This window comes from Colwellia sp. BRX10-4 (assembly GCF_014077465.1).
Taxonomy (GTDB): domain Bacteria; phylum Pseudomonadota; class Gammaproteobacteria; order Enterobacterales; family Alteromonadaceae; genus Colwellia_A.
The window spans coordinates 78,958-92,221 of record NZ_JACGVZ010000002.1; the positions used below are offsets into that span (position 1 = coordinate 78,958).

Consider the following 13,264-nt stretch of genomic DNA (forward strand, 5'->3'; position numbering starts at 1 on the left):
TTATTTTTGATCACAACACTTAGAGTTGGAAACCAGTGACATCAAGTTGGAAACTGTAAATGTAGTTGGAAACTTTAGATGAAATTAAGAAAGGCGAATCAGAAATGGTTCGCTTTTTTATTTTTTTAAATAAATATATAAATTTTATTCCCATACTGGGACGGGAATTAAGATGGTTAATTTCCGTATGGTAGTTTTTAAATGTTTGGATAATCATCTTCACTTTACTAAAAGACTATTATCGACTTTATATTTTTTGTCAAACTTAAGAAAGTTAAAATATATTAAAAGGGTAGAGATATTTAAGGGTACTTTTTACTGTTTTAAACCTTTTCTTAGTAGCGCTTGTTCAAAGTGAGTTTTTACTTTTTGACCATATGTAGGCTCCATATGGTGATCCGTAATTAAGTTGGTTAACTTCCAAGTAAAATAATTTAAAAGGCGAATCAGAAATGATTCGCCTTTTTTGTGGATAATTTAACTAAGAAGACGCTTATCTAGCTCTTTAGCTGCATTTATTGCACTAAATATTTCAGATTGAAGTAATTTATCCCAAATATCTAAACATGTATTTATAGCAGTTTCATCCTCATCCTCTGAAGCTTCGTCGTGAAGGCGTTGAAGGACTGCAATTAATGATGAATCAATGATATTTATGTGTAGATTTGATGGGTTTTTATTCCGGTCATTACTTAAGTTAGTAACCAAATCTAACAGAGGGTCACTCAACTCAGTTAAAGCGCCAGAGTAATTTTCTAGTGTATGGAACAATTCAAACAAGCAGTACTTAGCAGACTCGGACTTTACAAATACGTCAAATAAATTGTTAACATTCTGTTTTGTCCAATAATGTTCACTTCCAATACATCCTCCTATTTTTCGCAAAATACCCGCATCATTATCGTTCACTAGAGTTTTGTAAGCAGGCTCTAGTTTCAAACTTTTATCATGATATTTATCTTCCTCTAGGAATTGCTTAACTACGGAAGCACAGCCTTCTCTTAGGTTTACATTATCTTTTAATACGAATTAAATTTTATCTTCAAATAACTTATTGAAAAACCATCTTGCGTAAACTTGTCGAGCTGCTTCTTTCTTTACTTCATCAAGCGGGTAATCAAGCATCCTCATAACTAAACTGACAAATTTTTGTTGGTATTTACCTTCAAATCCTTTATTAAAAAAGTAATGTACTCCATGGCCACATGTCATACGAAGATCTTTATCACAGAGTTCTATGAATTTTTCTAGAGCATAGTTGTTGTCGTAATTTGCCATTGGCAACAGTAAATCAATAGATGTAATGTTAACCGCGGGGTGTGGATCATCTATGGCATTGTCTATAAGGTGCTTATTTTCAAGAGCATAATTCTTATCATTCCAAAATATTCTTTAAATACCACCATATGCCATACCACTTCAGCTTACTGGAGGGGAGAAAACCTGGATTAATGAAGAGAGCGCCGTTAGCTTTCCTGAATTATTGGCAAATGAGACTAAGATAAATGAGAATGTTGATTTTATTGAATTTGACTATTTTACAAAGATCATAAATTTGACTCAAAATGTATTTGCGAACTCAATAGTAGGTTTAGTGAATAAGGTTCAAGGGCTTAATTTTAGGAAACCAAAAATTAGAAAAAATTCATCTATTGAATCCCTAACAAGCTCTTTGGCTACTTTTCTGGAAGGTGAGTCAGATGACTATGACAGTATTGTGTTTATTTGTTATAGCATGGGAGGGTTAATTGCTAAAAACTTTATTTTGAATCACCTAGCAGAAGAATATGAAGATATTGACTTACCAGTCATAGGTTATATCTCTCTGGCTACACCACATAGGGGCTCCTTTCCCGCTTTAATTTTGGGACCTGCGAATGTTAATGCTAAAGAACTAAAACCTTTAAATAAAGATATGACAGCACTAAATGATCTCTGGGTGGATAGGTTTCATAACCTTGCAAAAAGTTATTACGTTGAAGCTCAACATGATGAGTGTGTGGGCAGTTTAAGTGCTACACCAAATACTACTAAGAAATTAAAATCAAAAACTTTGCAAGTAAGTCATAGCGGAATTTGCAAACCTAGCGATTCTAAAAGTTTAACTTTTAAAATAGTAAGTAAATATTTACTAGAAATTATAAATAGTTACATCCAAAAAAAGTTGACTGAAACAGAGTATGAATCTTATGTGTAGTCATATGACAAAGAAATATTTGTTATCAAAATGGCTTTAGCTTCAATTGAAGAAAAACTAATAGAAGATGCTAAGGAGTCATTTTTTCACGCAGAATTGATTATGCCACTTCAAAAGAATGAGATTGAGGTTTTTCAAGAGCTCAGAAGTAAAATTATAAGTATATATAGAACATACGTTTCATGTAAAGGCACCAAATCAAATAGTGAAGTGGTAAAAGAAATTCATAATAAAATTGTAGAACTAGATAAAACTTCAGTACCACCCAGTGTTGCCGATAATTTTATTATTTTAAAACCACGCAGTGAATGGCCAAATCCTAATAAACCTAAAGCACAATTTATTGAGGAATTAGCAGCCGGAGTAGAGCCTATGCCGGGTAATCGATATGAGTTCTTACAACCAATACAAATGCGCTTTAATGAGTTGTTATCAGGGGTTCGTGCAGAGCTGGCTATCAAAGTGTTTGGCGATGACTTTGATACTTTAGCAACGTTAGGAAAGAGTATAAACACAGCTATTATTAATGTTGAGGGGACTGCTGATATTCAAGTAGAAAGAACGACTGGTTTACCTATAATGACGATTAATCCTAAACTTGCCCAGCTAACAAAATATGGAATAAGCGTGAAGCAACTACAAGATCAACTTTCCACAGTGTTAGGCGGTTCGGTTGCGGGTAAGTTCTATAAGGTGACCAACGTGCAGACATAGTAGTACGACTTCCAGAAGCGCTAAGAACCGATGTTGATGCCTTGTCTTACTTACTGATACAGATGTTAGATAACAGTTATGTTCCATTACAGGAGTTAGCTGAATTGGTATTGGTTGAAGGTGCAAACCAAGTCAATAGAGAAAATGGCAAACGTAGAGTGGTTGTTACCGCTAATGTTCGAGGGAGAGATTTGGGCTCATTTGTTAAGGATATTCAGGCCTCTATTGATAAGTCTGTTGAAATGCCTGCGGGTTACTGGATTGAATATGGTGGCACTTACCAAAAGTTACAATCAGCTTTAGATCGCCTATCTATCGTGGTTCCTATTACGTTGGTGATGATTATTGGTCTTCTTTTCTTGGTTTTAGGCTCATTTAAAGATTCCATGATTATTTTTACTGGCGTTCAATTAGCTTTAACAGGAGGGATTTTTGCTTTACTATTGAGAGATATCCCTTTTTCAATATCAGCCGCTGTTGGCTTTATTGCTTTATCAGGCATTGCTATTTTAAATGTCCTAGTTATGGTTTCGTTTATACAAAAACTTAGACGTGAAGGAGCTGCTTTAGATACGGCTATTATCGAAGGTGCATTGACAAGACCTCGACCTGTTCTAACAACCGCGCTTGTTGCCTCATTAGGTTTTGTGCCTATGGCGCTTAATACAGGGGTAGGCTCTGAGGTTCAACGTCCACTAGCAATTGTGGTGATCGAAGGGGTGATTTCCTCAACTATATTGACGCTATTCGTTCTTCCAGTTTTATATCGTTTGCTGCATAGCGAAGAAACCTTGACTGAAACAACTCATTCAAAAACAACTCATTCAAAGGAAACCGTAAATGTTTAATATTATGCAGCGATATGGCTTGTTGAGTTTTATCGTTTTACTTGCCATATGGTTACCGATTGAAGCTTTTGCTCATGGTGTCGATGAAAGCACAAGAGCATTTTTACTACAAAACACTGGTGTACAAATTATCCCATTTTTGTATATTGGTGCTAAGCATATGGTGACAGGGTACGATCATTTATTGTTTTTAGTAGGTGTGTTGTTCTTTTTATATAGAAGTCGAGACGTTTTATTGTATGTCAGTATGTTTACGCTAGGACACAGCTTAACCTTATTGTTTGGCGTGATCAGTGACATACAAGTTAATGCTTACTTAATCGATGCCATTATTGGGCTATCAGTTGTTTATAAGGGCTTTGATAATTTAGGTGGCTTTAATCGACTCTTTGGTAAATCACCCAATGCCAAGCTTGCTGTACTGATTTTTGGCTTTTTTCACGGTTTTGGCTTAGCAACCAAGTTACAAGAGTTTCAACTTCCTGATGACGGTTTAATTACTAATTTAATTGCTTTTAATGTTGGGGTTGAGTTAGGACAGTTTACCGCCTTGGCCTTTATTCTTTTAGTGATTAATTTTTGGCGTAAACATAGTAGCTTCACGCGCTTTGCGACCAACACTAATTGTTTGTTGATGAGTGCAGGGTTTATGTTGGTAGGTTTTCAACTGACTGGTTATTTCATTAACTAATTTATTAAATTTTTACTATTAAACTTTACCCTAATTTAAGAGACAAAACGATGCAACAAAGCGGTCCAAAAAATATGCCACAAGCTATCACATTAACGAATTCAGCATTGCTTAAATACACACTGTTCAGCTTAGTATTTGCAGCAATTACACTTTTAACCATTATATTACCTGCGGAATACAACATCGATCCCACAGGGATAGGACATAAACTTGGGCTAACCGTTTTTCACAACGTAAAGGCCGAAACGTCCACTCCACTCTCTTCACAAGAAGTAGCCAAAAAATCAAAAGTTGTTACAGAAACCATTGAAGTAATTGTTCCTGCTGGTCGCGGTGTTGAATACAAATTTATCATGGCGCAATACCAAAAGCTTGAATACGAATGGATAACAGATAGTTCAGCATTGTATTTTGATTTACATGGTGAACCAGAAGGCGACACCACGGGCTATTTTGAAAGTTATGTAATAGCAACACTGGGTGAAATGAAAGGGAGTTTTACGGCACCATTTGCTGGTTCACATGGTTGGTATTGGAAAAATACTTCTGATGCACCTGTTACTGTTCAACTTATTGTAAAAGGTGAATACACTAAGCATGGCCTTAAATAATCACCTCAAGTAATAGATAAAAAAACATACTTTGAATTTAATTAAAATAACGGGAACACCGAAATGAAAACTTGAATAGCAGCCTTATTCATTACATTGATATTTACCACAAGTTCAGCATTTGCGCATACTGACCACGGAAAAATAAGCCCTAAAGTAGCAACACAAATTGCAGCTAAAGCTATCCAAAAACTGACTTTTAAAGATTTAGGTTTCAAGGTTGGAAAATTAGACCCGAGCTGGAAGAGTTTGACCTCAGAAGATTTCAAATTACATGCAGCAGAAGCTAACCGTTATATTGTTAGTGCTAACAATAAATCAGAAAATAAAACAATTTATTTCCTGATGACAATGTCAGGCGAAGTATTAAAAGTAAATTCTGAAGCGAAGTTTTAGTCTACTAAAGGAGTTAGCTTTATACGCCTCCTTAGTTTTATTTGAAAGGTAGGTAAATAAATTTTTTGATATTTAGCAGGACAATTAATTAAAAACCAATGGTTTTCTGAAGTTGCAATAGTTCCCTTGCTTATGACACTACTACACATTAATGTCGTTTTATTTACATCGCCAACATTTACTTATTGTAAAAAAGCACTTGTTATGCGAATATTTAGTTAATTATATTATGTTGGTTACTTGTGACTTTTAATTTTCCTAAAACATTATTAGTATTGCTAGTATGTTTGGCCTTTGTTGGTCAGGCAATGGCGTCTACTCTTATGTCTTATCATATGATGAGTATGAAAGTTATGAATGACCAAGAGCAATCACAAGATATGTCAATGATGGATCATAGCATGCATAAAATGGCTAATGATTCTTCTCGTGATTCTGAAACATCAGAAGATGATTGTTGCGTAAAAGCATGTAGCTGTTTTACTGGTAGTTATTCAAGTCTTGCAACATTATTGAAATACGCTGTCAGTAACCCAATTATAGATTTATCTTCAAAAATACCCTCGTATTTATCGTTGGCACAAAGTCAACAATCCACATCTCTTTATAGACCTCCAATACTTAGTTAAATACAGAATAAGTGTGTCCAAAATTTGGGTCATTTATATAACTAATATCTGTATTAGGCTTTTTTTATCCCTGAATTTATTTAAATTCATTACTAAACATTAAAAATAACCTAATTAATCAAAAAATCAATCAAAAAATCAATCAAAAAATTAATTAATATCCCATTGGGGGAATTATGTTACCAAATAAATATAGTTTAAAGATCATCGCTACATTTTTCGTAGTGGCATTGATCGCAAGTTGTTCTGATAGTGATGCAGTTAGAGCAGAATCGAATACTGCTAAAGCACAACCTATATATCTAGACGTATATAAAAGTTCGACTTGTGGCTGTTGCAAGAAGTGGATAAGTCATATTGATGAGAATAGGTTTCAATCCAAAGTTCATGACAGAAATGATATTTCAAGCATTAAAGAAAAAAGAGGGATTCAGCCACGATATCGCTCTTGTCATACCGCTATTTCTAAAGATGGTTACGCTTTTGAAGGACATGTACCTGCAAAATTCATTCAACAATTCTTGAACGAAAAGCATGATGATACTGTCATTGGCTTGTCAGTTCCTGCAATGCCTTTAGGCTCTCCCGGTATGGAAATGGGGGATAAATTTCAACCATATAAAGTTCTTCTTTTGAAATCAGATGGAAGCTATGAAATTTATTCAAATGTTCAGTCATATGAGGAACAGTTCTAATGATTAAACAAAGTATTAATAGCAAATTACGCACAAAGTGTGGGGTAAGTATATTAGCTCTTTTATTTATTCCATCGCTTGCTGCTCAACAACCCCTATCAAGTGTTGAAAGCATTTTATCTTTCGAGATGGCAATAAAATTGGCGCAGAAGAGTGATCCTTGGCTTACGGGTAATTTTCATAAACAAAGATCTATTGAGTCAATGAGTACAGCAGTTAGTACATTACCAGATCCTAAAATATCTATTGGTCTAGCAAATTTACCTACTAATGGATTTGATTTTGGTCAGGAAGGGATGACACAAGCTAAAATAGGAATAGCTCAAATGTTCCCTCGTGGTGATACCTTAACTATTAAAAGCCAGCAACTTCGAATTCAAAGTGAAGCATTTCCCTTCCAGCGTCAGGATAGAGAAGCAAAGGTTGCTGTCACTGTAGGTAGTTTATGGCTGGATGCATATCGAGTGCAACAGAGTATCGCTTTAATAGAAAAAAACAGGTCTTTGTTTGAACAACTAGCAGATATTGCAGAAGCTAGTTACTCATCGGCATTAGGAAAAACTCGTCAACAAGATATCGTTAGAGCGCAACTTGAACTAACTCAATTAGAAGACCGATTAGAAAAGTTAGGCCAACAAAAAAATCGTTTTGAAGGCATGTTATCTCAATGGTTAACCAAATTTTTGACAAGTAATGATTCTGTAGAAACGACTTTATATAGTGATTTTTCTTTACATGACATTGAGCTTAGTCATCAAATCCCACAAATAGATTTGCTTAATAATAAATTAGTTCACAGCCAAAGTTGGTTAAATTCACAAGAGCTAGTTCAATATTTCACAAGCCATCCATCTGTTATTGCTATTGAAAAGAAAGTGAGTGCAACTAAAACAGGTATTAAGCTTGCGGAGCAAAAATATCAACTGGAATGGGGGGTAAGTGCTAGTTATGGATATCGAGCCGATGATCCTATGGGGAGAAGCAGAGCTGATTTGTTTTCAGTAGGAGTGACGTTTGATCTTCCTCTATTTACCGAAAATCGACAAGATAAAGAAGTGCAGTCTGCCATTTTTAAAACAGAAGCCATTAAAACTGAAAAGTTATTGTTGCTTAGACAATTACTTGGTTCTTATTCTAGCGCCAAAGGAAGATTGCTACGTCTCAAAAATAGACAGAACTTGTACACATCGAAGTTATTACCTCAAATACATGATCAAGCAGAAGCATCACTCACAGCATATACCAATGATGATGGTGATTTTGCGGAAGTTGTACGCTCACGTATTGCTGTTTTAAATGCAGAAATAGATGAGTTAACCCTCAATGTAGAAGAGCAAAAATTAAACCTTGAACTAAATTACCTTTTCATTGGCAGCATTAAGACTGCAATGACGACTAATAATATGAATTATATCTCTAGCGGCCAATATGCAGCTAGTGCCGGAGAAAAATAATGAGCAATAATATTAAACCTATCTTTATGGGCATGATTATCGGGGGAATCCTAACTTTTGGAGCCTACACTGTGTTAATTCCTTCAGGGAATAAACAAGGTATAAATGCGGTATCTGAAGAAAAAAAACCGCAATATTGGGTTGCACCGATGGATGCAAATTATAAAAGAGATAAGCCTGGTAAATCACCTATGGGCATGGATTTAGTACCTGTTTATGATGATGGTGGTAAAGGACCTGATGAAGGCCCAGGAACCATCCGAATTTCTCCTGATGTAGTGAATAACTTAGGTGTTAGAACGTCAACAGCTAGCTATAAGTCATTACATACAGAAATAAATACAGTCGGATATGTTACCTACGATGAGGATAAGTTAATTGATATTCACCCGCGAGTTGAAGGTTGGATAGAAAAATTATACGTTAAGGCAGTTGGTGATCCTGTTAAGAAGAATCAGCCTTTATACGATATATATTCTCCTGCGTTAGTTAATGCTCAAGAAGAACTACTATTAGCACTGGATCGTAAAAACAATAGGTTAATCAGCGCTGCTGAAAACAGATTAGCCGCATTACAATTGCATATATCAGCTATTGAGAAGTTGAAGGAAACTAAAAAAGTTCAGCAAACCATTACTTTTTATTCGCCTCAAAAAGGTGTTGTCGAAAACTTAAAGATACGTGAAGGCTTTTTTGTTAAACCTGGTTCAACCCTTATGTCAATTGTTGATTTATCAGAAGTTTGGATTGAAGGTGAAGTTTTTGAAAGACAGGCAGGACAAGTCAAGACAGGAGCACCGATTACGATGACGTTGGATTATTTACCGGGAAAAATTTGGCAAGGACAAGTGGACTTCATCTATCCGACACTTAATCAAAAAACACGCACAGTGAAAGTACGTATACGTTTTAAAAATGAAAACGGTGACTTTAAACCTAATATGTTTGCTCAAATAACTATTCATCAAACGAGTGACGAACAAGCGTTACTTATCCCTAAAGAAGCACTTATTAGGACTGGTACCCAAGATAGAGTTGTTCTCGCTTTAGGTGAGGGAAGCTTTAAGTCAGTGATTGTTAGAGTGGGTCGTTATAATAATGAAAGTGTAGAGATACTTGAAGGACTCAGCGATGGTGAAAAAATCGTTAGCTCTGCGCAATTTTTATTGGATTCAGAATCAAGCAAGTCATCTGATTTTAAACGGATGAACCATGATGAATCAAAAATAGATGATTCAGTTCCTGATTCTGTGTGGGTTTCAGCTCAAATACAAAGTGTGATGGCCAATCATAAAATGTTGACGTTAATACACGCCCCTATCCCTGAGTGGGGCTGGCCAGAAATGACAATGGACTTCATCTCTACAGACTCTGTAGATTTATCGCAACTTAAAGAAGGTCTTAGCTTACACGTGGAAGTAACTAAAACATCAAATGGTGATTATCAAGTGAGTAACATCCATGTGCCAGATGATGTTGACATTAACGCGACTGATAATAGCATTGAAGCCAGCTCTAACACTTCTTTTGCAACAGTGACGGGAAAGATAAATTCATTAATGATAGATCATGGAATGATTAATATTAGTCGTTCTGCCATTAAAAAATGGAATAGACCTGCGGCAACACTAGATTTTATTACCGATAATGGCGTGAGTTTGGCTGGGTTTAGCCAAGGAATGGACGTTAAATTTACCTTTGAAATTAGAGATGGCAATTTTATCATCAATGATATTTCACCATTAGTACCTGTTTCTGGTGCTGATGCTGTCGACCACTCAAACCACTAATATAGGAGTTAATTATTATGATAGCTTCTATCATTCGTTGGTCTATAGGTAATCGTTTTTTCGTATTGTTAGCCACCGCCATTCTTGTCGGTGTGGGGCTATATGCAGTAAAGAATACCCCAATAGATGCCTTACCTGATTTATCAGATGTTCAGGTAATTATTAAAACCAGTTACCCAGGACAAGCCCCGCAAGTGGTTGAAGATCAGGTGACTTATCCATTAACAACTGCAATGCTGTCAGTACCAGGTGCTGAAACGGTACGTGGTTTTTCATTCTTTGGTGACTCTTATGTTTATGTCATCTTTGATGAAAATACAGATTTATATTGGGCGCGGTCACGAGTACTTGAGTATTTGAGTCAAGTAGTACCTAGTCTACCAACAGAAGCTAGACCTCAACTCGGGCCTGATGCAACAGGCGTTGGCTGGGTATATCTTTACGCGTTAGTCGATAAAACAGGCCAACATGATTTGAGCCAATTACGTAGTGTTCAAGATTGGTTTTTAAAATATGAATTACAAGCGGTAAAAGGGGTTTCTGAAGTTGCTGCCCTTGGCGGAATGGTCAAACAATACCAAATACAAGTGGACCCCGATAAGTTAAGAGCTTTTGGTATTCCGCTTTCAATGATCCAAACAGCGATAAAGCAAGGAAATCAAGAGATTGGAGCCTCTGTGGTTGAAATGGCTGAAGCTGAATATATGGTCAGAGCTACAGGCTATTTGAAAGGTGTTGACGATTTAGAAAATATACCTTTAGGGGTAAACCAAAATGGTACCCCTTTATTGCTTAAAGATGTTGCTGACATTGGTACGGGACCACAAATGCGTCGCGGTATTGCCGAGCTTAATGGTGAAGGTGAAACCGTTGGCGGCATCATTGTGATGCGCTTTGGAGAGAATGCACAAGAAGTGATCGCACGCGTTAAAACAAAACTTGAGGAGCTTAAAGCGGGTTTACCCGATGGTGTAGAAATTGTGACAGTTTATGACCGTTCAGCCCTTATTGAACGTTCGGTCGATAACCTAGCCGATAAGTTAGTAGAAGAATTTATTGTTGTTGCGCTTGTATGTTTGGTTTTCTTGTTTCATTTACGCTCTTCTTTAGTGGTTGTTTTTAGTATCCCTGTTGGCATTTTAACCGCCTTTGCTGTGATGCATGCTCAAGGATTGAACGCTAATATTATGTCATTAGGGGGCATTGCTATTGCTATTGGCGCAATGGTAGATGGTGCTATTGTGATGATAGAGAATATGCACAAGCATATGGAACGGACTCCACTGAGCAAGGATAATCGTTGGCGTATTGTCGCCGATGCCGCTACAGAAGTAGGTCCAGCATTATTTTTTAGCTTGATGATAATCACCGTTAGTTTTATTCCTGTGTTTACTTTAGAAGCACAAGAAGGACGAATGTTCTCGCCATTAGCGTATACCAAAACTTATGCCATGGCGGCTTCTGCGGCATTAGCGATTACTTTAGTACCCGTATTAATGGGCTACTTTATTCGTGGTAAAGTGCTTCCAGAACAAAAAAACCCCGTGAATCGATTTCTCACAGCCATGTATATGCCTGCACTAAAAGCGGTGTTAAATTTTCCTAAAGTGACACTTGTTGCTGCACTAGCTGTGTTTGCTATTGGTTTATACCCACTAGATAAAATTGGTAGTGAGTTTATCCCTCCACTTGATGAAGGCGATTTGATGTATATGCCAACTACTTATCCAGGGATCTCTATTGGCGAAGCTCGTCAATTATTGCAACATACTAATAAGTTAATTAAAACGGTGCCAGAAGTTGAAACTGCCTTTGGGAAAGTTGGGCGTGCTGAAACAGCGACTGATCCGGCGCCTTTGACGATGATCGAAACATTTATCCAATTAAAGCCTCAAAGTGAATGGCGAGAAGGTATTACCACTGATAGTTTAAAAGCAGAGTTTGATGGGCTAGTTAACATTCCTGGGTTAACCAATGCTTGGGTTATGCCAATAAAAACACGTATTGATATGCTCGCAACGGGGATTAAAACGCCAGTAGGTATTAAAATAGCTGGACCTAAACTCAATGTTATCCAAGATATTGGTCAACAACTTGAAAATATCTTACAAGATGTGCCAGGCACCGCCTCAGTATATTCAGAGCGTGTCGCAGGAGGACGTTACATTAATGTGGATATTCAGCGGGCCAAAGCGGCTCGTTATGGTTTAAATATTAGTGACATACAACAAGTTATTGCTACCGCTATTGGCGGCATAAATGTTACTCAAACCATTGAAGGGTTAGAGCGTTATCCGGTGAATTTACGTTACCCTCAAGATTACCGAAATTCTCCTGAGCAATTATCATTACTACCGATTGTTACGCCTAATAGGCAGCGTATTTCTCTTGGCGATGTGGCCAATATTTTTGTTGAAGATGGACCTCCAGGCATAAAATCTGAAAATGCCCGTTTAAATGGTTGGGCATTTATTGATATTGAAGGCGTTGATGTTGGCACTTATGTTGAGTCAGCCAAAAAAGTGGTTACTGATAAGTTATCACTGCCAACGGGGTATTCTATTGCTTGGGCAGGGCAATACGAATACATGGAACGTGCAAAAGCAAAACTGACTTACGTGGTACCGCTTACCTTATTCATCATTGTTATTCTCCTGTACTTAAATTTTAGAAATGTTATTGAAGTCGCAATGATTATGGGGACGTTGCCGCTCGCGATGGTAGGCAGTATTTGGTTAATTTACCTTGAAGGTTTCAGTTTTTCCGTTGCTGTCGGGGTGGGATTTATAGCCTTAGCAGGTGTCGCAGTAGAAATTGGCGTGATTATGTTGGTTTATTTAAACCAATCTTATCGAGACATGCTTAAAAAACATCAAGAACAAGGTATTACCACAATAAAAGCAGATGTTTTTCAGGCGGTATTATATGGTGCTGGCATGCGTGTTCGCCCAGTAATGATGACCGCAGGTACAGTCATTGTTGGCTTATTACCGATTTTATATGGCACAGGTACAGGCTCTGAAGTGATGAGCAGAATTGCTGCACCTATGGTAGGTGGAATGTTGAGTGCGGTTATTTTGACATTACTTGTTTTACCTACGTTGTATTATTTATGGCGCTCGTCATCGGTAAAAAGTACGGCAAAGAAGGCATAACAATATGAAGTTACTAAAAACTAGCCGTAAATTTCATAAATGGTTAATGTTGTTTTTGGGCCTTCAGTTTTTGATCTGGTC

11 protein-coding genes and 2 pseudogenes are annotated in these 13,264 nt (G+C 36.8%); 11 read left to right on the forward strand and 2 right to left on the reverse strand.

Features of this window, described 5'->3' with window-relative positions; translation table 11 throughout:
- Positions 1 to 477: 477 nt before the first annotated feature.
- Positions 478 to 939, reverse strand: a complete 462-nt coding sequence (locus H4J67_RS02775) for a hypothetical protein (RefSeq protein WP_182202807.1) — start codon at positions 937 to 939, stop codon at positions 478 to 480.
- Positions 940 to 1,029: 90 nt separating this feature from the next.
- Positions 1,030 to 1,212 (reverse strand): hypothetical protein, encoded by a 183-nt coding sequence (locus H4J67_RS02780; RefSeq protein ID WP_182176598.1) that lies wholly within the window; start codon positions 1,210 to 1,212, stop codon positions 1,030 to 1,032.
- Between the two features lie 271 nt (positions 1,213 to 1,483).
- Between H4J67_RS02780 and H4J67_RS02785 the strand changes: the two genes are divergently transcribed.
- The 11 genes and pseudogenes from H4J67_RS02785 to H4J67_RS02830 all read left to right on the forward strand — a co-directional run bounded on the left by H4J67_RS02785 (position 1,484) and on the right by H4J67_RS02830 (position 13,183).
- Positions 1,484 to 2,197, forward strand: coding sequence for a triacylglycerol lipase (locus tag H4J67_RS02785; protein ID WP_182202809.1), 714 nt, complete (start codon positions 1,484 to 1,486; stop codon positions 2,195 to 2,197).
- Positions 2,198 to 2,227: 30 nt separating this feature from the next.
- Positions 2,228 to 2,392: pseudogene (locus tag H4J67_RS20985) on the forward strand (hypothetical protein); the annotation flags it as partial.
- A gap of 60 nt (positions 2,393 to 2,452) precedes the next feature.
- Positions 2,453 to 3,759, forward strand: a pseudogene (locus H4J67_RS02790) (efflux RND transporter permease subunit); the annotation flags it as partial.
- Positions 3,760 to 3,763: 4 nt separating this feature from the next.
- Positions 3,764 to 4,450, forward strand: coding sequence for a HupE/UreJ family protein (locus H4J67_RS02795; protein WP_259368476.1), 687 nt, complete (start codon positions 3,764 to 3,766; stop codon positions 4,448 to 4,450).
- Between the two features lie 74 nt (positions 4,451 to 4,524).
- Positions 4,525 to 5,064, forward strand: coding sequence for a hypothetical protein (locus H4J67_RS02800; protein ID WP_182202918.1), 540 nt, complete (start codon positions 4,525 to 4,527; stop codon positions 5,062 to 5,064).
- Between the two features lie 75 nt (positions 5,065 to 5,139).
- Positions 5,140 to 5,460, forward strand: a complete 321-nt coding sequence (locus tag H4J67_RS02805; RefSeq protein ID WP_404842774.1) for a DUF6488 family protein — start codon at positions 5,140 to 5,142, stop codon at positions 5,458 to 5,460.
- Positions 5,461 to 5,702: 242 nt separating this feature from the next.
- A complete protein-coding gene (locus H4J67_RS02810) occupies positions 5,703 to 6,089 on the forward strand; it encodes a CopL family metal-binding regulatory protein (protein WP_310740489.1) in 387 nt (128 codons plus the stop codon).
- A gap of 176 nt (positions 6,090 to 6,265) precedes the next feature.
- Positions 6,266 to 6,784, forward strand: coding sequence for a DUF411 domain-containing protein (locus tag H4J67_RS02815; protein ID WP_182202813.1), 519 nt, complete (start codon positions 6,266 to 6,268; stop codon positions 6,782 to 6,784).
- Positions 6,784 to 8,238, forward strand: coding sequence for a TolC family protein (locus H4J67_RS02820; RefSeq protein ID WP_182202814.1), 1,455 nt, complete (start codon positions 6,784 to 6,786; stop codon positions 8,236 to 8,238). Before H4J67_RS02815 ends, H4J67_RS02820 begins: the two co-directional genes overlap by 1 nt.
- Positions 8,238 to 10,028, forward strand: a complete 1,791-nt coding sequence (locus H4J67_RS02825; RefSeq protein WP_182176603.1) for an efflux RND transporter periplasmic adaptor subunit — start codon at positions 8,238 to 8,240, stop codon at positions 10,026 to 10,028. The genes H4J67_RS02820 and H4J67_RS02825 overlap by 1 nt, the downstream gene beginning before the upstream one ends.
- A gap of 17 nt (positions 10,029 to 10,045) precedes the next feature.
- Entirely contained in the window at positions 10,046 to 13,183 is a 3,138-nt protein-coding gene (locus H4J67_RS02830) for an efflux RND transporter permease subunit (RefSeq protein ID WP_182202816.1), read from the forward strand.
- The last annotated feature ends 81 nt before the right edge of the window (positions 13,184 to 13,264 follow it).

Coding starts and splice junctions, on each gene's coding strand:
- H4J67_RS02830 (WP_182202816.1), top strand. CDS start 10,046: ATGATAGCTTCTATCATTCGTTGGTCTATAGGTAATCGTTTTTTCGTA.
- H4J67_RS02780 (WP_182176598.1), bottom strand. CDS start 1,212: ATGACATGTGGCCATGGAGTACATTACTTTTTTAATAAAGGATTTGAA.
- H4J67_RS02815 (WP_182202813.1), top strand. CDS start 6,266: ATGTTACCAAATAAATATAGTTTAAAGATCATCGCTACATTTTTCGTA.
- H4J67_RS02820 (WP_182202814.1), top strand. CDS start 6,784: ATGATTAAACAAAGTATTAATAGCAAATTACGCACAAAGTGTGGGGTA.
- H4J67_RS02825 (WP_182176603.1), top strand. CDS start 8,238: ATGAGCAATAATATTAAACCTATCTTTATGGGCATGATTATCGGGGGA.
- H4J67_RS02800 (WP_182202918.1), top strand. CDS start 4,525: ATGCCACAAGCTATCACATTAACGAATTCAGCATTGCTTAAATACACA.
- H4J67_RS02795 (WP_259368476.1), top strand. CDS start 3,764: ATGCAGCGATATGGCTTGTTGAGTTTTATCGTTTTACTTGCCATATGG.